This window comes from Robertmurraya massiliosenegalensis JC6 (assembly GCF_000311725.1).
GTDB lineage: Bacteria > Bacillota > Bacilli > Bacillales > Cytobacillaceae > Robertmurraya > Robertmurraya massiliosenegalensis.
Genome location: NZ_HE978513.1, coordinates 532,677 through 556,810, shown reverse-complemented (window position 1 = coordinate 556,810; position 24,134 = coordinate 532,677). Strand labels below are relative to the sequence as shown.

The 24,134-nt window shown below is 37.2% G+C and carries 21 protein-coding genes and 1 other annotated feature (1 of these 22 only partly in view); of the genes, 20 read left to right on the top strand and 1 reads right to left on the bottom strand.

What is annotated here, in order from left to right; all coding sequences use genetic code 11:
• Nucleotides 1-58 precede the first annotated feature (58 nt).
• Nucleotides 59-445, top strand: a complete 387-nt coding sequence (locus BMSHG_RS12605; protein ID WP_019154819.1) for an FxsA family protein — start codon at nucleotides 59-61, stop codon at nucleotides 443-445.
• Between the two features lie 35 nt (nucleotides 446-480).
• Here BMSHG_RS12605 and ytvI read toward each other — a convergent pair whose 3' ends face one another.
• Nucleotides 481-1,596, bottom strand: a complete 1,116-nt coding sequence (gene ytvI / locus BMSHG_RS12600; protein ID WP_019154818.1) for a sporulation integral membrane protein YtvI — start codon at nucleotides 1,594-1,596, stop codon at nucleotides 481-483.
• 203 nt (nucleotides 1,597-1,799) lie between these two features.
• Between ytvI and BMSHG_RS12595 the strand changes: the two genes are divergently transcribed.
• From BMSHG_RS12595 to ytxC, 19 genes are all read left to right on the top strand, one after another.
• Nucleotides 1,800-2,261, top strand: coding sequence for a DUF441 domain-containing protein (locus BMSHG_RS12595; protein WP_019154817.1), 462 nt, complete (start codon nucleotides 1,800-1,802; stop codon nucleotides 2,259-2,261).
• A gap of 523 nt (nucleotides 2,262-2,784) precedes the next feature.
• A complete protein-coding gene (citZ, locus tag BMSHG_RS12590; RefSeq protein ID WP_019154816.1) occupies nucleotides 2,785-3,903 on the top strand; it encodes a citrate synthase in 1,119 nt (372 codons plus the stop codon).
• 321 nt (nucleotides 3,904-4,224) lie between these two features.
• Nucleotides 4,225-5,490 (top strand): NADP-dependent isocitrate dehydrogenase, encoded by a 1,266-nt coding sequence (icd, locus tag BMSHG_RS12585; protein WP_019154815.1) that lies wholly within the window; start codon nucleotides 4,225-4,227, stop codon nucleotides 5,488-5,490.
• Between the two features lie 80 nt (nucleotides 5,491-5,570).
• On the top strand, nucleotides 5,571-6,509 hold the full coding sequence (mdh, locus tag BMSHG_RS12580) for a malate dehydrogenase (protein ID WP_019154814.1): 939 nt from the start codon (nucleotides 5,571-5,573) through the stop codon (nucleotides 6,507-6,509).
• Between the two features lie 631 nt (nucleotides 6,510-7,140).
• Entirely contained in the window at nucleotides 7,141-7,617 is a 477-nt protein-coding gene (locus BMSHG_RS12575; RefSeq protein WP_019154813.1) for a MaoC/PaaZ C-terminal domain-containing protein, read from the top strand.
• Nucleotides 7,618-7,869: 252 nt separating this feature from the next.
• Nucleotides 7,870-8,622: a response regulator transcription factor gene (locus tag BMSHG_RS12570; RefSeq protein ID WP_051030934.1), complete on the top strand. Its 753-nt coding sequence runs from the start codon at nucleotides 7,870-7,872 to the stop codon at nucleotides 8,620-8,622.
• On the top strand, nucleotides 8,619-10,406 hold the full coding sequence (gene pnpS / locus BMSHG_RS12565) for a two-component system histidine kinase PnpS (RefSeq protein WP_019154811.1): 1,788 nt from the start codon (nucleotides 8,619-8,621) through the stop codon (nucleotides 10,404-10,406). Before BMSHG_RS12570 ends, pnpS begins: the two co-directional genes overlap by 4 nt.
• Before the next feature lie 128 nt (nucleotides 10,407-10,534).
• Complete coding sequence (hflK, locus tag BMSHG_RS12560; RefSeq protein WP_019154810.1) at nucleotides 10,535-11,515, top strand: FtsH protease activity modulator HflK; 981 nt, start codon at nucleotides 10,535-10,537, stop codon at nucleotides 11,513-11,515.
• Entirely contained in the window at nucleotides 11,515-12,453 is a 939-nt protein-coding gene (hflC, locus tag BMSHG_RS12555) for a protease modulator HflC (RefSeq protein WP_019154809.1), read from the top strand. The genes hflK and hflC overlap by 1 nt, the downstream gene beginning before the upstream one ends.
• A gap of 193 nt (nucleotides 12,454-12,646) precedes the next feature.
• On the top strand, nucleotides 12,647-15,271 hold the full coding sequence (gene polA, locus BMSHG_RS12550; protein ID WP_019154808.1) for a DNA polymerase I: 2,625 nt from the start codon (nucleotides 12,647-12,649) through the stop codon (nucleotides 15,269-15,271).
• 20 nt (nucleotides 15,272-15,291) lie between these two features.
• Nucleotides 15,292-16,143, top strand: a complete 852-nt coding sequence (mutM, locus tag BMSHG_RS12545) for a DNA-formamidopyrimidine glycosylase (RefSeq protein WP_019154807.1) — start codon at nucleotides 15,292-15,294, stop codon at nucleotides 16,141-16,143.
• A 131-nt stretch (nucleotides 16,144-16,274) separates the two neighbouring features.
• Nucleotides 16,275-16,907, top strand: a complete 633-nt coding sequence (gene ytaF, locus BMSHG_RS12540) for a sporulation membrane protein YtaF (RefSeq protein ID WP_019154806.1) — start codon at nucleotides 16,275-16,277, stop codon at nucleotides 16,905-16,907.
• A 43-nt stretch (nucleotides 16,908-16,950) separates the two neighbouring features.
• Entirely contained in the window at nucleotides 16,951-17,556 is a 606-nt protein-coding gene (gene coaE, locus BMSHG_RS12535) for a dephospho-CoA kinase (RefSeq protein ID WP_019154805.1), read from the top strand.
• Nucleotides 17,557-18,011: 455 nt separating this feature from the next.
• The gene (locus BMSHG_RS12530; RefSeq protein WP_019154804.1) at nucleotides 18,012-19,043 is read left to right on the top strand and encodes a glyceraldehyde-3-phosphate dehydrogenase; all 1,032 of its coding nucleotides are present in this window, start codon (nucleotides 18,012-18,014) and stop codon (nucleotides 19,041-19,043) included.
• A 251-nt stretch (nucleotides 19,044-19,294) separates the two neighbouring features.
• Nucleotides 19,295-19,669, top strand: coding sequence for an adenosylmethionine decarboxylase (gene speD, locus BMSHG_RS12525; protein WP_019154803.1), 375 nt, complete (start codon nucleotides 19,295-19,297; stop codon nucleotides 19,667-19,669).
• Nucleotides 19,670-20,021: 352 nt separating this feature from the next.
• The gene (nrdR, locus tag BMSHG_RS12520) at nucleotides 20,022-20,480 is read left to right on the top strand and encodes a transcriptional regulator NrdR (protein WP_019154802.1); all 459 of its coding nucleotides are present in this window, start codon (nucleotides 20,022-20,024) and stop codon (nucleotides 20,478-20,480) included.
• Nucleotides 20,481-20,598: 118 nt separating this feature from the next.
• On the top strand, nucleotides 20,599-21,993 hold the full coding sequence (locus BMSHG_RS12515; RefSeq protein ID WP_019154801.1) for a replication initiation and membrane attachment family protein: 1,395 nt from the start codon (nucleotides 20,599-20,601) through the stop codon (nucleotides 21,991-21,993).
• A 5-nt stretch (nucleotides 21,994-21,998) separates the two neighbouring features.
• Nucleotides 21,999-22,931: a primosomal protein DnaI gene (dnaI, locus tag BMSHG_RS12510; protein ID WP_019154800.1), complete on the top strand. Its 933-nt coding sequence runs from the start codon at nucleotides 21,999-22,001 to the stop codon at nucleotides 22,929-22,931.
• 190 nt (nucleotides 22,932-23,121) lie between these two features.
• Complete coding sequence (gene ytxC / locus BMSHG_RS12505) at nucleotides 23,122-23,973, top strand: putative sporulation protein YtxC (RefSeq protein ID WP_019154799.1); 852 nt, start codon at nucleotides 23,122-23,124, stop codon at nucleotides 23,971-23,973.
• Nucleotides 23,974-24,026: 53 nt separating this feature from the next.
• Nucleotides 24,027-24,134 (top strand) — a binding site (T-box leader); it runs 140 nt beyond the window's last position.

Below are 24,134 nucleotides of genomic sequence, written 5' to 3'. Positions count from 1 at the left end.
ATATGAATATAATAGAAGTACAAGGTACGAGTCATTGGCTTGAAAAAGGGGGATGACGATGAGATATATACTGCTATTTTTACTCATCATACCAGCGGGAGAAATTTTCGTCCTGCTCCTTTCTGGAAAAATAATAGGCGTCTGGGCAACCATATCAATTATTATTTTGACTGGGATTCTTGGAGCATATTTAGCGAAACAGCAAGGGCTGGAGACTTTGAGAAGGGCTCAGCTTGAGATGCAATATGGAAGAGTGCCAGGTGAGGCAATTGTTGACGGAATATGTATACTAGTGGGAGGAGTTCTCCTTCTAACCCCTGGATTTATTACAGATACAATGGGCTTTTTATTACTTCTCCCACAAACACGTGTATTTTTTAAAGGACGAATGAAAAAATGGCTCAAAAAATGGATCGACAATGGAAATGTTACGATCATAAGATAAAAAGAAGACGTCACCTTTTGGATGACGTCTTCTTTTTACGCTTCTTTCCCCTTAATAAATGCCCAAATATCTCTAAAAACATTGGCTCTATGTAGAGTAGTAAGAAGAACTAATGTGACGGGACCAACAATTAGACCGAGGAATCCAATGAGCTTAAAGCCTACAAATAACGAAATTAAAGTAGCAAGTGGATCCAATCCGATATTCGAAGAGAGGACTTTCGGCTCCATAACTTGTCTTTGCACCAAAACAATAATATAAAGCACTCCAAGACCAATCGCCATTGAAATTTCCCCAGCTACCGCTTCGTAAATAATCCACGGAACAAAGATTAAGCCTGTCCCTAAATAAGGAATAATATCGACTAAGCCCGTAACGAGAGCAATGGTAATGGCATAATCAACCCGTAGAATGATCAGTCCAATTAAAATGATCATCGTTGTTAATGAAACAAGTGTTAGTTGTGCCTTAACGAAGCCAAACATGGCCTTTTTTAAATCTAAAAACACTGTACGAGAGCTTGATTTAGCTTTCGAAGGAATGAGTTTTCCTGCCGAAGTAGACAATCGATACCAATCCTTACTAATAAAAAATGTCGCTAATAAGGAAAAAATAACAACAGTCGCTGCATTTGGGAACCATGAAACGATGTTCGGGATTTTCTCAAAAAAACCTTGAATAAAGTTCCCTAACGTTGTTCCAATTGTTCTTCCAACATTTTCAATATTCTCAAGAATCGTATTTTGTTGGCCAGTATCAAGGCTGTTGAACATGCTTGTAATTTGATTATATAAAGGGATAATTTGTGCTGCAAAGAAATGCTCAATATAATCAATTAACGTTTCTAGATGGGTTGGAACAACTTGAGCTAAATAATCTGCACCTGAAACAATTTCAGCAATGAGCAATGTAATTAGACCTGCAAAAAAGGCAAAAATGATCACAAGACTTATAAGAACAGCGAGAAATCTAGGCATTTTTGCTTTTTTCTCAAAAAAATTCACCAAAGGATTCATGAAAAAGGCAATCATTAACCCAATAATAAATGGATACGTAACCTTTGAAAGAAAATATAATGAGAGAAAACCAAGAACAATGATTCCAACAACAACAACAAATCGAACAGTGCGATGCAAGTATGTAATGTTCAAAGTGAACCTCCTTATTTAGTTCATTTTTATTTAAAACTTAAATGGTCGACTTCGTTGATTTTGTCATAAAAACTATTTCTAATGAGTACGTATGAAAATTAAAAAAGATTCTCATCCTCACAAAAATTGTAAAAGCCATCAAAGACATGAAATCAAGACGCTATGTTACAATAGCATAGAAGGATGAAAGGATGTATTTTATAATGTTTTCTCAACCAATGCTCTTTTTAATTTTATTACTGGTCATTGGATTAATTGCAAAAAATAGCTCCCTTATTATTGCGGTGGCTTTTCTCCTTATTATGAAGGTATTTGGTGTAGATTCAAAGTTTTTTGCCATTTTACAATCAAAAGGAATAAACTGGGGCGTAATTGTTATTACCATTGCCGTTTTAGCTCCAATTGCTAGTGGGGATATTGGATTTAAGGATTTATCAGGGGCATTTAAATCCCCTTATGCGTGGATCGCCCTACTTTCTGGAATTTCTGTTGCGTTATTGGCAAAAGGGGGAGTTTCGTTGCTAGCAGCAGACCCTCATATTACGACAGCACTTGTGCTAGGAACGATTATTGCTGTATCTGTATTTAAAGGAATTGCTGTCGGTCCATTAATTGGAGCAGGTATCGCCTATATGGCAATGAAGGTATTCGACCTATTTAAATAGGTCGAAATTCCTTCTTACACGGGATTAAAGAAGGAATTTCGAGGAATATTTACGTTATATTTTTCTAATAAAATATTTGTTTTTTCACATTTTGGATACTTTTCATTCACAAATGTCAGATAATTGTTTATAATAGGACTTGTAAGCGTATCCGTATTGTGATGCGCAACAATGAACAAAGGGATTTCGTATAAGCTACATCATTTTAGCAGTAAACTCAATTAGAATGAAAGCAGTTTCTTTTTGGGTATAATTGAGCAACCGCTCAGGGGATGACATAACTTTTTATTGTTCAGACGAAGTTGTCTGACTTAATGATCTTTGTTAGATCATTTATTTGTGAAGTGAATCAATTTCATAATGGCGATGTTTAAAGGCCGAATCGAAATCGTTACATTTCTTTATAGATACCATATTCATTATTAATCGTTTTGTGTAAAGACCTTTGCAAATTGTGGAATCGATTCAAGGAACAGAGAAAAGGATACGGGGAAATTTTAAAAGGTAAAGGAGAGGTTTTAGCATGACAGTGACACGTGGACTTGAAGGGGTAGTAGCAACATCATCGTCAATTAGTTCAATTATTGATGATACACTAACATATGTTGGGTATAACATTGATGATCTTGCCGAGAATGCTAGTTTTGAAGAAGTGATTTACTTACTTTGGCACAGAAAGCTTCCAACACTATCTGAACTAGAGACACTAAATAAAGAGCTAGCTGCTAACGCAGATCTACCTAAAGAAGTAATCGAACATTTTAAATTGTATCCCATTGATAAAGTTCATCCAATGGGTGCCCTCCGATCAGCTGTATCGTTGTTAGGTCTTTATGATGAAGAGGCGGATTTAATGGAGCCAGAAGCGAACTATCGTAAAGCGATTCGCTTACAAGCAAAAATGCCTGCAATTGTTACGGCATTTGCACGTATTAGAAAAGGACTTGAGCCGATTGCACCAAGAAAAGATCTAGGTTTTGCAGCAAATTTTCTTTATATGCTTTCAGGGAAAGAGCCTGAGCCAATAGCAGTTGAAGCATTTAATAAGGCACTTGTTCTTCATGCGGACCATGAGCTAAATGCATCTACTTTTACAGCACGCGTCTGTGTGGCGACCTTATCCGATGTATATTCTGGTATTACGTCAGCTATCGGTGCTCTTAAAGGTCCACTTCACGGTGGTGCCAATGAAGCCGTTATGAAAATGCTCACCGAAATCGGTTCTGTCGATAATGTAGATTCCTATGTTCGTGAAAAACTAACAAAGAAAGAAAAGATCATGGGCTTTGGTCATCGTGTGTATCGCCAAGGAGACCCTCGTGCGAAACATTTAAAGGAAATGTCTGAAAAACTTACAAACTTGACAGGTAAACCGGAATATTACGAAATGTCCATTCAAATTGAAGCGATTGTTACAGGAGAAAAGAATCTACCACCAAATGTAGATTTCTATTCTGCATCTGTTTATGATAGTCTTGGGATCGATCATGATCTATTTACACCTATTTTTGCCGTAAGTCGTGTGTCTGGTTGGCTGGCACATATTCTTGAGCAATATGAGAATAACCGCTTAATCCGTCCTCGTGCTGAATACACTGGGCCGGGAATGCAACAGTATGTTCCAGTTGAACAAAGAGGATAGATTTTTTACAACCTATTCATCAACTTGTGGTAGAATAAAAAAGTGAAAAGTGTTTATTATTGGAATTAATAGTATAAAATGAAAAAGTAAATTTACATTATCTTGCTACTTTATAAAAGTTGTTGCTTTGCGAAGGTGTATTGGGGTTATCCTTCTCACACAACTTTATATATAATAGCCAAGTAAAAATGACTGCGATAGGAATGAGGAAAGGTTAGTTGACAAAGGCCAATTTATAAAATGGCCTAGTCTCTAACCTTTGATTACGAATTTAGATGCAGCTTGTTTTACTAGGGTAGACGAATTTGGAGGGGAATAGAAATGGCAGGAGAAAAAATTACAGTTTCAAACGGAGTATTAAATGTACCAAATAATCCAATCGTACCTTTTATTGAGGGAGACGGAATTGGTCCAGATATTTGGGCAGCAGCATCAAGAGTGTTAGACGCAGCTGTTGAAAAATCTTATAACGGTGAACGTAAAATCGAATGGAAAGAAGTTTTAGCTGGGGAAAAAGCTTTTAACGAAACGGGTGAATGGTTACCAGCGGAAACGCTTGATGTGATTAGAGAATATCTAATTGCGATTAAAGGACCACTAACTACTCCAATCGGTGGTGGAATTCGTTCATTGAATGTTGCTCTTCGTCAAGAGCTTGATTTATTTGTTTGTTTACGTCCTGTACGTTGGTTTGAAGGAGTTCCTTCTCCAGTGAAGCGTCCTCAAGATACTGACATGGTTATTTTCCGTGAAAATACTGAAGATATTTATGCAGGGATTGAATATGCAAAAGGATCTGAAGAAGTTGAAAAGTTAATTTCGTTCTTGAAAAATGAATTAGGGGTTAATAAAATTCGTTTCCCTGAAACGTCAGGGATCGGGATTAAGCCTGTTTCTGAAGAAGGAACTAGCCGCTTAGTACGTTCAGCTATTGAGTATGCCCTTAAAGAAGGTCGCAAATCTGTTACGCTCGTACATAAAGGGAATATTATGAAATTTACAGAGGGTGCTTTCAAAAATTGGGGTTATGAACTTGCTGAAAGAGAATACGGTGATAAAGTATTCACTTGGGCTCAATATGATCGTATTAAGGATGCAGAAGGTGTCGATGCTGCTAATAAAGCTCAATCAGAAGCTGAAGCTGCAGGTAAAATTATCGTAAAAGATGCGATTGCGGACATTTTCTTACAACAAATTTTAACACGTCCTCGTGAGTTCGATGTTGTAGCAACAATGAACTTAAACGGAGACTATATTTCCGATGCGCTTGCTGCTCAAGTTGGTGGTATCGGTATCGCTCCAGGAGCAAATATCAACTATGAAACAGGACATGCGATTTTCGAAGCGACACACGGTACCGCTCCGAAGTATGCAGGTTTAGATAAAGTAAATCCATCTTCTGTTCTTCTTTCTGGTGTACTATTATTAGAACACTTAGGTTGGAATGAAGCAGCAGATCTGATTACAAAATCTGTAGAGAAAACCATTGCATCAAAAGTTGTAACATATGACTTTGCTCGCTTAATGGACGGTGCTACAGAGGTTAAGTGCTCTGAATTTGGAGATGAATTAATTAAGAATATGTAAGTTATTTTCTTCAGACTGACTCATCTAATGGGTCAGTCCTTTCCATCATAAAAGAGATAATCTTTAAGGAGGAAATACTGATGACTTTAAAGCGTAAAAAAGTATCTGTTATCGGTGGAGGATTTACAGGAGCTACTACAGCTTTTTTATTGGCACAAAAGGAACTTGGAGATGTAGTCCTTGTAGATATTCCGCAAATGGAGAATCCGACAAAAGGTAAGGCGTTGGATATGCTAGAAGCTAGTCCTGTTCAAGGGTTTGATGCAAACATTACGGGTACTGCAAACTATGAAGACACAAAGGACTCTGATATTGTTGTCATCACTGCAGGAATTGCTCGTAAGCCAGGAATGAGCAGAGATGATTTAGTACAAACGAATCAAAAAATTATGAAAAGCGTCACCCAAGAAATTGTCAAATATTCTCCTAATACCTTTATTGTTGTGTTAACAAATCCAGTCGATGCTATGACATACACCGTGTTTAAAGAATCTGGTTTCCCCAAAAATCGCGTCATTGGTCAATCAGGAGTACTTGATTCAGCTCGTTTCCGTACCTTTATCTCACAAGAATTAAACCTATCAGTTAAAGACATTACAGGATTTGTACTTGGTGGACATGGAGATGACATGGTTCCGCTAGTTCGTTATTCCTATGCTGGAGGAATTCCATTAGAAACGTTAATTCCGAAGGATCGTCTAGATGCTATTGTCGAGCGTACACGTAAAGGTGGCGGAGAAATCGTCAATTTATTAGGCAATGGAAGTGCCTATTATGCTCCAGCTGCTTCACTCGTGGAAATGTGTGAGGCTATTCTCAAAGATCAGCGTCGTGTCCTTCCAGCCATTGCCTACTTAGAAGGGGAATATGGTTATGATGGTATTTACCTTGGTGTCCCGACTATTTTGGGAGCTAACGGAATAGAAAAGGTCATTGAGCTAGAACTAAAGCCAGATGAAAAAGCAGCATTAGATAAGTCAGCAGAATCTGTTCGAAACGTAATGGCCGTTTTGGCATAATTTAACTGGGGGAGAGGCTGGGTCAAAAAGTCGGTGATAACGACTTTTTGATTCTAGTTTGGAATGTATAAATTCCCTCGACTTGTGGTCAAATTGTTCATATTAACAGTTGGCGGATCGGTATGAAAAATTAACAGGAAAAATTCCGCTTAATGAGCAAGCATCATGAAAAAGAGCCGGAATAACAGGAAAAATTCCTGCTATTCCCTCAAAAAATGCCAAAATAAACGATTTTGCCCTCCATAAGCGGAAAATCTTCCGTTATTTTCCCTAAAAGGGACTCTTTTGAGGAGATAACAGGAAAAATTCCGCTTAAGGGCGAGAGATGGTTGGAGCAAAATAGGGTCTTCGTAGTAGAAATTTAGACAAAGTGGAAATCGATTGGATTTTTGAAGGCTAATTTACGTTTCCCTCGATTTTTTGTACGAGGAAAATCGAAAATCTTGCGTTCATACAAAAATAGAGAAAGGTGAATTTGAGTTGAGTACTCTCAAATTCACCTTTCTCATGATTTGAAGCTAGTTATGTCCGAGCCTCTTTTCTTTTTATCTTTTCTTTATGGTAAAATTAGGTGAGGTTATTTTTATAAACAACAATGTATGCGTTTACAAAATAGATAGGGGTGGGGAATTTGTTGTTAGGAAGGAAACGGAAATTAGGAAGAATGATCGATGAAATAACGATTGGTGAGAAATTATCTTTAACAGAGAAAATTGAAGATAAGGATTTGCTCTTATATTTGGGGTTAACAGATGATGCGAACCCACTTTATATTCAGCATGATTATGCTTCGCAAACTTCATATAAAAAACCACTTGTACCAACGATTATGCTAACAGGAATCATCACTTCTGCCGTTTCAAAATATTTACCTGGTCCAGGAAGTCATGTTCATAAACAGGAAATTACTTTTTTAAAACCTGTCTATCATTATGGTACGATTGAACTGTTATTTGAAGTGACTGATGTCAATCGAAGCATGAATACGATCCAAATTCGAGTAGAAGGTACAAATGAAAAAGAAGAATTGGTCATCCAAGGACAATTAGCTGTTTCTCCACCAGAACGTCTCGCCAGAATGGAAGGGCAAGCGTTAGAGAATTTTTAAAGGTGCACATAACGTGCATCTTTTTTTAAAAAAAATATTTTTCAAAAAATCACTGTCTTGAGTCGTTTTCACCATGTACGAAGGAAATTAAAAAACGAATATATCTAACATGAATCATTTGAACTTATTCTAATATTTATCTTGTTTAGAGTTACATTCGTTCGTTTTTTAACTTGAGAAACACTATGATGAAATTGGTCCACTTTGTAAAAGAATTGTAAATTTCGTACTCGAATGCAAAATTATATTATAATGGACGTATGGACAACTGTAGGACAGGGGGATTTACTCGTGAAAAAAATACTTGTCGTTGATGATGAACAATCGATTGTTACGTTATTACAATATAATTTACAACAAGCAGGTTATGAAGTGATTACAGCAATGGATGGTGAAGAAGGGAAAAACTTAGCCATTTCTGAGCAGCCGGACTTTATTATTCTTGATTTAATGCTACCAAAAATGGACGGGATAGAAGTATGTAAGCATCTTAGACAGCAAAAGGTAACAACTCCTATTCTGATGTTAACAGCGAAAGACGAAGAATTTGATAAAGTTTTAGGATTAGAATTGGGTGCCGACGATTATATGACGAAGCCGTTTAGCCCTCGTGAGGTAGTGGCAAGGGTCAAAGCGATTCTTCGTAGAATTCAGGTTCAGCCTGTAGCAGAGGGACAAGAGGAAGAGAAGACGGATTATATAAAAGTAAAATCTTTAAAAATATTCCCAGAACATTATGAAGCCTATTTTGATGATGAGCAGTTAGAATTAACACCAAAGGAATTTGAACTCCTCCTTTATTTAGCCCAGCATAAAGGGCGAGTATTAACACGGGATCAGTTGTTAAGTGCTGTGTGGAATTATGACTTTGCTGGGGATACAAGAATTGTCGATGTTCATATTAGTCATCTTCGTGAAAAAATCGAAGAGGATTCTAAAAAACCAAGTTTTATTAAAACGATTCGTGGATTAGGTTATAAGATGGAGGAGCCTAAAGGAGAATGACAAAGTATAGAACGAGGCTCCTTTTCGGTTTAATCACCCTCATTTTTATCGTATTAATTGGTTTAGGGATATTGCTGGGCCAATTATTCAAAAATCATTTCATCAATACATATGATTCACGATTGAGTAAGGAAAGTAGCCTTATTGCCGCTTTTATAGAAGAAGGTGGAGGACTCCATCAGCTGAAAGAAAATGAATTGGAGTCATTTAGTAATACACTCAACAGTAGGATTTCTGTAGTAGACTTAAATGGGAAGCTTCTTTATGACAGTGGTAGCCTAGATAGTCAAGTTGATCAAAATAGGCACTTAACTATTGTTGAAAATATTATTGAAGAAAAGCTGGATGGAAGGGCTAATGTACAAGCGCTCGAAGTAGGGGGCGGTTTCAATCTACACTATTATTGGGATTCAATTGAAAGAAATGGCTCAGAAGAAGGATATATATTTTTAAGTTCAAGGTTAACAGAAATTCAAAAGGCTTATCAACAAATTTGGTGGGTCTTAATTATTTGTTTAGGATTAGCACTTGTCGTTATCCTCATATTAGGTTCACGGATTACTGCAAGATATACGAAGCCCATTGAATCGGCAACAAAGGTTGCGATTGAATTGGCAAAAGGGAATTATCGTGCTCGTACATATGAGGACCCTCTTGAAGAAACAGGTATGCTAAGTACGTCTATCAATATTTTAGCAAGAAATCTGCAAGGGATGGTCAAGGCAAACGAAATCCAACAAGGCCGGTTAAGTGCCCTCATTGAAAATATGGGTAGTGGACTTCTCCTTATCAATAGTAAAGGTCACATCAATTTAATCAATCGAACTTTTATTGAAATATTTCGTGTAGAAAAGCAAAATTATTTGAATAGACTTTATTATCATGTGATAGAGCATAAAGAAATTTCTGATATGATAGAAGAAATCTTTATGACTGAGCATAAAGCAAAAAAACAAATGCATCTGCCGATCGGGATTGAAAGACGCTATTTTGAAGTATATGGAGTGCCCATCTTAGGAACAAATGAAGAGTGGAAAGGGATTTTACTCGTTTTTCATGATATTACAGAAATTAAGAAACTGGAGCAAGTGAGAAAAGACTTTGTCGCAAATGTATCGCATGAACTGAAAACGCCTGTTACGTCCATTAAAGGATTTACAGAAACATTATTAGACGGTGCAAAGGAAGACAAGGAAACGCTAGAGCATTTTCTTCGCATTATTTTAGAGGAAAGTGATCGATTGCAGTCATTAATTCTCGATTTACTTGAGTTATCGAAAATCGAGCAGCAAGGCTATACCCTGGCTATTCGTGACGTTCATATGAACCAGCTATTAGAAGAAATGCTGCCGATATTATGTCAGAAAGCGGAAGAAAAAGAGATCGAATTAATTCTTGAACCATTGGAAAAAGAAATAACGATTGATGGCGATTACTATCGATTAAAACAAATATTTATCAATTTAATTAGTAACGCAATTTCTTATAGTCTACAAGGTGGTCGAGTAACGATTTCCATGAAGGAAGGACTCAATTCTGTCGCTGTTTCCATTTCAGATACGGGAATCGGAATCGCCCAAGAGGAAATCCCTCGAATTTTTGAACGATTCTATCGTGTTGATAAAGCGAGAAGCCGAAATTCAGGCGGTACAGGGTTGGGCCTTGCAATTGTTAAGCATTTGGTAGAAGCTCATAAAGGAAAAATTAGCGTGGAAAGTAAGTTAGGTAAAGGTACAACATTTACAATCGAACTTCATAAAACTTTTCCAAAAGAGAAAAGATAAAACGAATTGACGGTAAAGGTCTAAGGGCTTTTACCGTTTTTAATTTTATTATGTCAGAGAATTGAAACCTTTTTGTCATTGAATCGTAATAATGCTTAGGGAAATTTGTTTTGAAGAAAGGAGAACTTATGATTAGTTTAAAACGAATTTATACAATTGCTGGTCTTGTAATTGCCATTGCTGTATTAAGTATAGTGGCCTTTACAACTTGGTACACAGTAGATGAATCAGAGCAAGCCGTGATTCTAACCTTTGGAAAAGTAGAAGAAGGGATTACGGAGCCTGGGTTGAATTTTAAATTGCCTTGGCCAATCCAAAGTGTAGAAAAGCTCTCGAAAGAAACATTTAGTCTCCAATTTGGTTTCGAAGAGAAAGATGGAGAAATTGTTGAGTTTCCAGATGAAACAAAAATGATAACAGGGGATGAAAATATCGTCCTTGCAGATTTAGTTGTGCAATGGAAAATTATAGAACCTGGTAAGTACTTGTTTAATGCAGATAATCCTAGAGAAATCTTACGGGATGCCACTTCTGCATCGTTGAGAAGTATAATTGGAAGTTCAGAAATCGATGATGCATTAACTTCAGGAAAAGCGGAAATTGAAGGCGAAGTAAGGGAGTTGCTTTCAACCTTAATTACAAAATACGATATTGGAATTTCCATTCTTGGGGTCAAGTTGCAGGATGTAGAGCTTCCAAATGATGAAGTTCGTCAAGCGTTTACTCAAGTGACAGATGCCCGGGAAACGATGAATACGAAGCGAAACGAAGCTGAAAAATACAAGAATCAAAAGGAAAATGAAGCAAAAGGGGAAGTGAAGGCGATCGAATCTAGGGCACAGGGGGAAAAATCCGCTCGTATAGAAGCAGCCCGTGGTAGTGTCGCAGTCTTTAACGAATTATATAACGAATATAAAAACAACCCTGATATTACAAGACAACGATTAGTATTAGAAACGTTAGAAGAAGTACTGCCAGGTACCGAAATCTATATTATGAATGATGATGGGAATACAATGAAGTATTTCCCGATTCGTCCACTTGAGAATAATCAGCCAAAAGCACAAGAACAAGAACAAGCACCGGCAGAAGGGAGTGGAAATCAATAATGAGTGATCCAAATGTGATTGATATGAACGAACGTGGTGGCGGGAATGGTTTTAATGGCCGTTCGTATATTAAACTTGGCATCTTCGCAGTTATCATAATTGGTATTCTTGCTGTCGTATTAACAAACGTCTTTGTCGTAAAGGAAGGAGAATATAAAGTAGTCCGTCAATTCGGAGAGGTTGTTAGAATAGACGATTCCCCAGGAATATCTTTCAAGATTCCTTTCATCCAATCGGTCACTTCATTACCGAAGTATCAAATGACATATGATGTCAGTGAAGCGGAGATTAATACGAAAGATAAAAAGAGAATGTTGATCGATAATTACGCAGTTTGGCGAATTGAAGACCCGAAATTAATGATTTCTAATGCGAGAACGACTGTAGGTGCAGAATCACGGATGGAAGAATTTATCTATTCTGTTGTTCGTGCAGAATTAGGGCAACTTGATTACGATGAGATCATCAATGATGAAAAGTCCTCACGTGGTTCCTTAAATGACCGTATAACTGAGAAAGTAAATGAACTTCTAGCCAACGATAATTATGGAATTGTCGTTACAGATGTACGGATTAAGCGAACTGATTTACCTGTGGAAAATGAACAATCAGTTTTTACAAGAATGATCTCTGAACGTCATTCAACAGCACAAGATTATTTATCTAGAGGAGACGCAGATAAGAACCAGATTGAAGCAGAAACAGATAGAGTGGTTCGAGAAATGCTCTCCAAAGCTCAGGCAGAAGCTGAGATTATCAGAGCAGAAGGGGAAGCAGAAGCAGCGAGAATCTATAACGAAGCTTTTTCAAAGGACCCAGAATTCTACTCTTTATTTAGAACGCTCGAATCCTATAAGAAAACGATTAATGATCAAACGGTCATTGTGCTGCCATCAGATTCACCATATGCACGACTTTTAATGGGATATACTGAATAAAATTGGTTTTTCATATTCAAATGATTATAGAAAATGACCCTGATTTTTAGATAATCGATATCATTCAGTTTCGATAGCAACAAAGTTTATGAAATAAGCCTTAATTAAAAAGCCGTTATTTTTCCTTCTATATATTCTCATGATAGAATATAAGGAGGAAAATAACGGTTTTTTTGTGGAAGGTGTGGAATAAATGTCGAAAAAGTTAGTGTTAATTGATGGAAATAGTATTGCTTATCGAGCATTTTTTGCTTTGCCCTTATTAAACAATGAGAAGGGAATACATACAAACGCTGTTTATGGTTTTACAATGATGCTCATGAAAATACTTGAAGAAGAAAAACCAACCCATATTATGGTGGTTTTTGATGCGGGCAAAACAACGTTCAGACATAAAACATTTAGCGAATATAAAGGTGGAAGACAAAAAACACCACCAGAATTATCGGAGCAGTTTCCATATATTCGTGAGCTATTAGATGCTTACCGAATTCCTCGTTATGAGTTAGAGAATTTTGAAGCAGACGATATTATCGGTACCTTATCGTTGAAGGCAGAACAAGATGGTTTCGAAGTGAAGGTCATTTCTGGAGATAAAGACTTAACTCAATTGAGCTCTGACAAAACGACCGTTGCGATTACGCGCAAAGGAATAACTGATATTGAAGAATACACCCCTGATCATATAAAGGAAAAGTATGGCTTAACACCGGAGCAAATTATTGAAATGAAGGGATTAATGGGCGATAACTCAGATAATATCCCAGGTATTCCTGGAGTTGGAGAGAAGACCGCTATTAAACTTCTAAAAGAATTTCAGACGGTTGATAATCTGTTAAATTCAATCGATCAGGTCAATGGGAAAAAGCTAAAGGAAAAGATTGAAGAATTTCAAGATCAAGCACGAATGAGCAAGGACCTAGCAACGATCATTCGTGATGCACCTGTTAAGGTAGAATTAGGTGAAATTGAATATGAATCTTATGAACCAGAAAATGTCGTGAAACTTTTTAAAGAATTAGGATTTAATTCTCTTTTAGAAAAACTTGATGTGGTGGAAGAGACCAAACCTTTAGAGGATATCGAGTTTGAAATCGTGCAAGAAGTATCCGATGCGCTATTTATGGATGAATCAGCCTTATATGTGGAGATATTAGAGGACAATTATCATTACGCACCAATTATCGGCTTTGCTGTTGTAAATAAGCAAGGAAGTTACTTCATCTCAACTGAGCTAGCTTTAAAATCGGATGACTTTAAAAAATGGGCAGAGGACGAAACGAAAAAGAAGTGGGTCTATGATGCAAAGCGTTCTGAAGTATCTTTAAGACATCATGATCTTCATTTAAAAGGAATTGAATTTGATTTATTAATTGCCTCCTATTTATTAAATCCGTCTGAAACAATTGATGATATAGCTTCAATTGCTGATACATATGGTCATGGAAACGTCGAATCAAATGACGCTTTTTACGGGAAAGGGGCAAAGAGAAGTGTCCCTGAAGAAAATCAATTAGCAGAGCATTTGGTGAGAAAGGCCATTGTGTTATATGACTTAAAGCCTGTTTTGGAAGAAAAATTGGAAGAAAACGAGCAATCTGACCTCTTTTTTGAACTGGAAATGCCTTTATCCCTTATATTAGCGGACATGGAATCGACTGGGATTAAGATTGATTTAGAACGTCTACGTAAGATGGGACAGGATATCAATGAGCAATTAGTGCAAATCGAGAGACGGATATTTGAACTGGCTGGAGAGGCGTTTAACATTAACTCACCAAAACAGCTTGGGATTATCCTCTTTGAAAAATTACAGTTACCTGCGATCAAGAAAACAAAGACAGGTTATTCAACTTCCGCTGATGTATTAGAGAAACTCGAGGAAGAGCATGCGATCATCAGAGAAATCCTCCATTATCGACAATTAGGTAAGCTCCAGTCAACATATATTGAAGGATTACTGAAAGTCGTCAACCCTGAAAATGATAAGGTTCATACTCGTTATAACCAGGCACTTACACAGACTGGAAGATTAAGCTCGACCGATCCAAATTTGCAAAATATCCCTATTCGGTTAGAAGAAGGGAGAAAAATAAGACAAGCCTTTATCCCTTCTGAAAAAGATTGGGTGATTTTTGCCGCAGACTATTCGCAAATTGAGTTACGTGTATTAGCCCATATTGCTGAAGATGAAAAATTAATAGAAGCCTTTAGAGAAGGACTTGATATTCATACGAAAACGGCGATGGAAGTATTCCACGTTGCTCAAGATGAGGTCACTTCCAATATGCGTCGTCATGCCAAGGCTGTTAACTTTGGGATTGTGTATGGGATTAGTGACTATGGTCTTTCCCAAAGCCTAAATATTACGAGAAAAGAAGCGGGAACATTTATTGAGAAGTATTTAAAAAGCTATCCAGGTGTCCAAAACTACATGGAAGAAATTGTCCAAGATGCGAAACAAAAAGGATTTGTCTCGACTCTTCTACAACGGAGAAGGTACTTACCTGAGATTACAAGCCGAAATTTTAATATTCGTAGCTTTGCTGAAAGAACGGCAATGAATACACCGATTCAAGGAAGCGCTGCAGATATTATTAAAAAGGCGATGATCGATATGGCTGCACGATTAGAAAAGGAAGAACTAAAAACGAGATTATTGCTCCAAGTTCATGATGAATTGATTTTTGAAGCACCGAAGGATGAAATTGAACGATTAAAAGAAATTGTTCCAGATGTAATGGAGCATGCAGTTGAACTAAAAGTGCCACTTAAGGTCGATTTCTCCTATGGACCTACTTGGTTCGATGCAAAATAACGATACGAGGTGGGAGAAACATGCCTGAATTACCAGAGGTTGAAACGGTACGAAGAACACTTGAACAGCTCGTTAAAGGAAAGGAAATTGAACGAGTTTCGGTTACTTGGCCGAAAATCATTAAACAACCAGAAGAAGTAGAGCAGTTCAAGGATGCTCTAGTCGGACAGGTGATTGATCATATTGGCCGAAGAGGGAAATTCTTACTCATTTATACAACTGACTTTGCTCTTGTGTCCCATTTGCGGATGGAAGGAAGATACGGACTGTTTGCTCCAGATGAGCAACCTGATAAACATACCCATGTCATTTTTTATTTCACCGATGGAACGCAATTGCGGTACCGAGATGTTCGTAAATTTGGAACGATGCATCTCTTTAAAAAAGGGGAAGAACTTAATGCACTGCCACTATCTCAGCTAGGGCCTGAGCCTTTCTCTGAAGAATTTACGGTTAAGCGGATGAAAGAAATGCTCGCCAAAACGAATCGCAGTATAAAAACGGTTTTATTAGATCAAAAGCTTGTTGTTGGTCTAGGGAATATATATGTAGATGAATCTTTATTTAAAGCAGGTATTCATCCTGAAAGGGCAGCAAATTCCTTATCGCAAAAAGAGCTTGTTACATTACATGCTGAAATTGTGAAAACATTAGAGGAAGCAGTTGAAAAAGGGGGAAGCACCGTTCGCTCCTATGTGAATACGCAGGGAGAAATTGGAATGTTCCAATTGGAATTATATGTGTACGGACGAAAAGGTGAGGAATGTAAGGTTTGTTCGTCTGAACTTGAAAGAATCGTAGTTGGTGGCAGAGGTACGGTCTTTTGTCCAAAGTGTCAAAAATCAAAAAAGGCAAGTAAGATAAAAAAATAATCGACAGTAAAGACTGAACATTTTTGGCTGAACAAGCTCCTTTTTCGACATTCATTAAATCTAAATATTAACATTGGAATGGCTCCTTCCATATACTATCTTAGCTTTTTGATGGGAAGGAGCTAATACCAGTGTTTACATTTTCACTTATTCTACTTGCATTTGCGGTAAGCTTAGATAGCTTTAGTGTTGGATTTACTTATGGGCTTCGAAAAATGCGAATCCCTTTTAAATCGATTATCATTATTGCCTGTTGTTCAGCGATCACTTTAGTCGGAGCGATGGCTGTTGGAAAAATGGTTGAAGCCTTTCTTTCTCCTGATATGGCAGAGAAAATCGGGGGAATCGTACTTGTATTATTAGGTGGATGGATCTTGTATCAATTTTTTCGCTCGGAAAAATCGAAAGAAGCGCTCCCCCATGAAAAAATGATTGTTAATTTTGAAATTAAATCACTCGGGATTGTCATTAATATTTTAAAGAAGCCGATGTCAGCTGATTTCGATAAATCAGGAACGATTACGGGAATTGAGGCATTCATGCTAGGCTTTGCGTTATCTCTTGATGCCTTTGGAGCTGGAATTGGGGCAGCGATGTTAGGGTACTCACCAGTTGCATTAGCCATTGCAGTAGCAGTCATGAGTTCGCTCTTTGTGACAATCGGAATGAAAATCGGTGTTGTTCTTTCGAAAAATAGTGTCTTGCAAAAATTTTCGTTTATCCCTGGAATTTTACTCATTTTCATTGGGATATGGAAAATGTAACAATTCATTGAAGTAGCAATCGAAGTTAAAGTGAGGAATCGTGATGGCATTAGTTGTAGGATTAACCGGTGGAATTGCTAGTGGAAAAAGTACAGTTTCCAATTTACTGAAGGAAAAAGGATTTCCCGTTATTGATGCGGACCTAGAATCCCGTTTTGCTGTGGAAGTAGGGGAGCCAGCTTATCATGAAATTGTCACTTATTTTGGGCAAGAGGTTTTGTTAGAAAATAAGGAAATTGACCGGGCAAAGCTCGGAAACGTTGTCTTTCATGATGAAGAAAAAAGAATGAAGTTAAACAGCATTGTTCATCCAGATGTACGGAGAAGGATGAATGAAAAGCGCGAGCAGGCTATAAAAAATGGCGAAAAACTAATCGTTTTGGACATCCCCCTTTTATTTGAAAGCAAGTTAACTCATATGGTCGAAAAAACGTTATTGGTGTACGTCGATGAACAAACGCAACTAAAAAGACTTATGGCACGAAACCATTTTACAGAAGAAGAAGCACTTGCACGAGTTCACTCGCAAATGCCTTTAAAGGATAAAATTGAATTAAGTGATGCCATGATTGATAATAATGGGACGATCGAAGAAACGAAAAGACAATTAAGCGAAATCCTTCAGCTGTGGGGGATTTCGTACGAATAAATACGTTTTGCAAACTGTAGGTAAACTCGGAGAACGACGAGTACCTACAGTTTTTTTACGCCACTAAAAATGTTTGTTAAGGAGAGAACGTCACAATCATCGTCTACGTGCTATTCCATCTTCTTCTTTTTTTAGAAGACAGACAATCACTGCAAAAGCGATCCATAAATAAGGGTCGTTTTTTAAAGTTATCTTTTATTGAAAAGCATCATTTATCAAATGGCATCATCTATTTAACTATACGACTAATATCTAAAAGGGATTTAGCGTAAAATTTTGTTCATTTGATCGCTCTTTGTGGGAAAATGGTAGGGCTTATTTTGATTGATTGAAGATCATTAATGCGAATTTCTATAATTTCCGCATTTAATTCATCACAAAATCCTTTTATTGTGTTATACTAATTGTAATAAAAGGTTTTAAAAGTATAACATTTATTCGGAAGGAGCCGAAAGATGAAGGCAAAAATTGCGATTAATGGGTTTGGAAGAATTGGTAGAATGGTATTTAGAAAAGCCATTCTTGAAGATCGTTTAGAAATTGTAGCAATCAATGCAAGCTATCCGGCGGAAACGTTGGCACATTTAATAAAGTATGACACAAATCACGGGAAATTCGAGGGCAACATTATCGCAGAAGACAACGCCTTAGTCGTTAATGGAAAAAGAGTGAAACTATTAAGCAATCGAAATCCTGCTGAGCTTCCATGGAAGGAATACGGGATTGATATAGTCATTGAGGCAACGGGGAAATTTAATTCTAGAGATCAAGCAAGCTTGCATTTGCAAGCGGGAGCAAAGAAAGTCATTTTAACTGCTCCGGGAAAAAATGAAGACGTAACGATCGTTATGGGGGTGAATGAACACGACCTCAATCTGGAAAAACATGATATCATTTCAAATGCCTCATGCACAACCAATTGTTTAGCTCCTGTTGCGAAGGTGTTAGATGAACAATTTGGGATCATCAATGGTTTAATGACAACGGTTCATGCCTATACAAATGATCAAAAAAATATAGATAACCCACATAAAGATTTAAGACGTGCAAGAGCTTGTGCCCAATCGATTATTCCAACTTCGACTGGAGCAGCAAAGGCATTGTCTCTCGTTCTTCCTAATTTAAAAGGAAAGCTTCATGGGATGGCTTTAAGGGTACCAACTTCAAATGTTTCGCTCGTTGATCTTGTTGTCGATCTAAAAAGAGAAGTTACGGTGGATGAAATAAACGATGCCTTTGTCTCTGCCTCTAAAGGAGCCTTAAAGGGAGTAATTGATATCACCGAAGAACCATTGGTCTCTGTTGACTTTAATACAAATGAACATTCAGCGATTATTGATGGTTTATCAACGATGGTGATGGGTGCTAATAAAGTAAAAGTATTAGCATGGTATGACAATGAGTGGGGCTATTCGTGCCGTGTTGTTGATTTAACAAAGCATGTGGCAAATGCCTTGCTTCAAACATCTAAAGTGAAAGTAAGTTAATAGATTGAACACTAAGCCCCTCCTTATGCCTGAGCGGGCTTTTTTATTTTTAAAACGAACAAATTTCCCCCTATATATTGCAAAAGAAATATAAACAAAGTATACTAATGCACGTGAACTTCATGAATGAAGGATTTGGTGACTACTTAAAGGGTTAGGACCTCTCTGGACTAACTTTCCCCCGTGGTAGTGATCGTCCACTAGAAAAATTCATGTTGTTTTCGTATAAAGCAAAAAGGGGGAAATTGAATATGGAAACAATGGGTCGCCATGTCATTTCGGAGTTATGGGGTTGCGATTTTGAAAAGCTAAATGATCTTGAACAAATTGAACGGATTTTTGCGGATGCTGCATTAAAGTCGGGTGCTGAGATTCGTGAGGTTGCCTTTCATAAATTCGCCCCACAAGGTGTTAGCGGAGTTGTGATTATTTCTGAGTCCCATTTAACGATTCACAGCTTTCCAGAACATGGATATGCAAGTATTGACGTGTATACATGTGGTGAAATGGATCCTAATATTGCTGCTAATTATATTGCAGAGGCATTAGGAGCCCAAACTCGTGAAAATATTGAACTACCACGAGGAATGGGTCCTGTTCAAGTTAAGCAAAAAATCAATCTGTAACCTTACGATAATTAGATAATTAATCTAAGCAGGTATTCAAGAAAACGAAACCAATGAGCTCAGGGGAGGTGTATGATAACACCTCTTTTTTTAATTTCATCCTACTATTACTTGTACTACTTTCTCCTTTTTAATAAGATATATTTATAAGATTGTTTTCGTACGGATGATGATTTTGCAGGTGTATTAGTGCCAACCACTCTTATTCCATACGAAGAATAATTGCACGGATAAAATATGCATGCGCTTTTCACTGTATTCGATAGATAACCAACTGTTGCTTTAAAGAAGCAAAAATGTATGTGAAAAGAGCTATTTATAAAGAATTTCAGAATTCGGAGCTGATGGTTGTATGAAATGCCCTTCCTGCCAAAATAGTAATACGCGAGTCCTTGATTCCCGTCCCGTTGATGAAGGACGCTCTATTCGCCGTAGAAGAGAGTGTGAACGTTGTGCTTCTCGTTTTACGACCTTTGAGAAGGTTGAAGAGATTCCTTTAATCGTCGTAAAAAAGGAAGGTACTCGAGAAGAATTTAGTCGGGATAAAATCCTTCGTGGTTTAATAAAAGCTTGTGAGAAACGCCCTGTTGCCTTACAGAAATTAGAGAATATAACTGCTGAGGTAGAAAAAGAACTTCGCAGTCAAGGGGTATCTGAAATTGATAGTGAGGTCATCGGAGAAATGGTGATGGAGCGCCTGGCAAAGATTGATGATGTTGCTTACGTCCGTTTTGCTTCTGTGTATCGTCAATTTAAGGATATCAACGTATTTATTGATGAATTAAAGGAACTTATAAAAAAAGAACAATAAATGTCAGGTGAGTGGTGCGACATGCTTACTGGCATTTAAGAATGAACATATTTTTTAGGCTAAAGAATACCTTTGGCTTTTTTTCTTATTAGCTTTAAAAGAAAGGTTGGAAACACATATGGCCCAGCATTGGAAAGAAATGTTGCCAATTGATCGATATACAGTGGCCAGTAATGGAATACTTCACGAATATGACCGAAAGATCATTACGTTGTTGTATCAACCTTTAATTGGTCCGATTTCCATGAGTTTATATATGACGTTATGGGCTGAGGTGGAAGAAAATCGATTATGGTCTCAAAGCAATTCCCACCATAGTCTCATGAGTTTTATGGATCTTCATTTAAAGTCAATTTATGAAGCTCGATTAAAACTTGAAGGGATTGGCTTACTAAAAACCTATGTACAAACGAATGAAGGCTCTCGTTCATTTATTTATGAGCTTCAACCACCATTGCCACCAGAACAATTCTTTTTAGATGGAATGCTAAACATTTATTTATATCAAAAAGTGGGAAAAACTCAGTTTGCAAAGTTAAAGAAATTCTTCTCTGATAAAGCGCTTCCTGCTGCAACTGAAGGCTATGATGATGTAACGAGGGCGTTTCAGGATGTCTATGATTCAGCGATACCGGAGAATTTTCAAAGGAACGATGAGGTTTATGATCAGGAGAGAGACCATACGTACATAGGAAGAACGGTCCAAAATGGAATCCAAATTGATGGGCATCCAGACTTTGATTTTGACCTATTAGAGGCAGGATTATCAGAATCGCTTGTTCCGAAAAAGGCGCTGACAATAAAGGTGAAAGATGCAATCAGTAATCTATCGTATCTTTATGGTATCGATTCTCTGCAAATGAAAAACCTAGTCATATCAGCAATGGATGATCTGGAAGGGAAAGTAAATATTGAAGAGCTTCGCAAAGCAGCAAGGGATTGGTATCAGCTTGAGCATCAGGACAAGCTCCCGTTACTGGTAGAGAAAATCCAACCAACTTTAAAACAATCAGATGTAGTAAAGCCGCAGACGAAAGAAGACAAGCTCATTCATTACTTAGATACAACGTCTCCAAAACAGCTCTTAATTGACATATCAGGGGGAACAGTACCGTCTAAAGCAGATTTAAAGATTATTGAAGATGTCATGTTTAAACAAAAGTTATTACCTGGAGTTGTCAATGTACTGATTCAATATGTTTTATTGAAAACGGATATGAAGCTGACAAAGGGCTATGTCGATAAAATAGCTTCCCACTGGGCTCGGAAAAAAATAACGACTGTTAAAGAAGCAATGGATCTAGCCATTAAAGAGCATCGTCAGTATTTGGATTGGGCGGATAATAAGAACACAAACTCAACTGCTCGTAAGAAACCAATTCGTACGGAGGCGATTCCTGATTGGTTTGATGAAAAAGACGAGGCTGTTAAGCCAGCGCATGTGAATCAAACGAATGATGATGAGAAACGAGAAATAGAAGAATTGCTTAGAGAATTTAGAAACAGGGGGTGACGTCTATGGAAAGAGTTAATGATACTTTGAAAAAGTTAGGGAATAATTCCGATTTTCAATCTCGATACAAAAAAATGAAGCTGGAAGTTTTACAAGATCCATCAGTTCGTGCTTTTATCATAAAACATGAGGATGAAATCTCCGAAGATATGATTGAAAAAAGCCTAATGACTCTTTTTGATTACGCCAATCAAAGCAAGAATTGTGCGGAGTGTCAGAGCCTTAAAGAGTGTAATAATTTGATGAAAGGCTACCATCCTCAGCTCGCAATTGGAAGAGGGACAATCGATATTTTTTATGAACGATGCCAATTAAAGATTATGGATGATGAAAAGAAGAAAAGTGAAAAATTAATTCAAAGTATGTATGTGCCCAAGGATGTTTACCAAGCTTCATTCTCTGATTTATATGATGATGATTCAGGGAGAAATGAGGCGATAAGGAAAGCGATTCAATTTGTGAAGAATTACAATTCAGATGAAAAGCCAAAGGGACTCTATTTTTATGGAAAGTTCGGCGTAGGAAAATCCTTTCTACTTGGAGCGATTGCCAATGAATTAGCAAGAGAAAATGTACCATCGATGATCGTGTATTTTCCAGAGCTACTAAGAGAACTGAAAAATTCGATTGGTGATTCGACCTTGAACGAAAAGATTGAAACGATCAAAAAGCAGCCAGTTTTAATGATTGATGATATTGGAGCGGAAACGATGTCAAGCTGGACTCGTGATGAAGTGTTAGGACCTATTCTGCAATTTAGAATGCAAGAATATTTGCCGACCTTTTTTAGTACAAACTTTGATTATGATGGACTTGAGCATCACCTCACTTACAGCCAACGAGGTGAGGAAGAGAAAATGAAAGCTCGTCGCATATTAGAGAGAATTCGCTTTTTAACTGACCCTGTTTTAGTGGATGGACCTAATCGAAGAAGATAAGAATGTGTTAGAGAAGCTGATGCGAAAGTCGATGACAAAAAGACTTTCGCAAACAGCTTCTTTTTCGTAATAAGAGAATTAGATGGAACACTTCTATTTTTGTGAGAATCCCCATATATATGATTACAGAGATTTGGACTAGTCCGATGCTGGATTAGCCCAAGAGGAGATCGTTAAAGGGGGGATTTGGTTGGCGGAAATTACGTTTCAGAATAAAGAGGATGCTAGCCAGTTTCACAAATACATACAGCATCAAGTACAAACTAAATCGTTAAATGAAAAAATAACGCTTCTAAATGAAGATGACCATAAAGCGAAGGTGAAAATAGATCGAGACATATTGGAATTAGTAGAAGCAAGTAAGGCAGCATTCCTACAATTTATTATCAAAATTAAGCTTCATGATTGGTTTAAAATGATCCTTAAAGAAAAATATTTTTACGAAGATGAGGATGAGATTCAGCAAATTTTAGAGATCATTCATTCCATTATTGAAGGGGAGCGTGAAGATCTTGAGGCTTTGATTCATGATTCAAATATGAATCAGCAAATGGAAAAGGCTGTTTCGCAAATTTTTGATGAGCAGCACTCCTTTTCATTTGATTCTTTTGTCCGTTTTCGCATGCGATCATATATGGAGCAATTAGAAAAGTATGTGGAAATCTCGATTGATGAATACAAAATGGAGCAAGAATATCAAATGTTTATCCAAACATTACGTCAATTTTTAACAGATAGAACGCCAAAGTTTAATCAATTACATCTTTTATTTGAAGATGGGGTGACGTTCTTCGATGAACATTTTTCCGAAATCAGAAGAGCGGAACTGGTACGGATGATCGATCGAAAATTGCTTTCCAATCACCCTGTTTATATTGATTCGGTTACGATTGCCCCACTCCTTTCTATCACGCCTTCTGCGATCTATTTGTATGTAGATGATGTCGAGGAACCACTCGTTCGCACGATCCAAAATATTTTTGAAGAGCGGGTTCGGCTAAGGTCTAAAGATGATTTTCATCAACATAAAAAAAACGGATAAGAACTTGATTTTCCGATTTTAAACTACTATAATTACCTACATATAAGGATATAGTAAAAGTTCTGATGAGGATATGAGTGTTCTTTAACCGATTGATAGAGAGGGAAGACTTGGCTGGAATCTTCCTAATACGAATCGAATGCTTACCACCTCTAAACTTC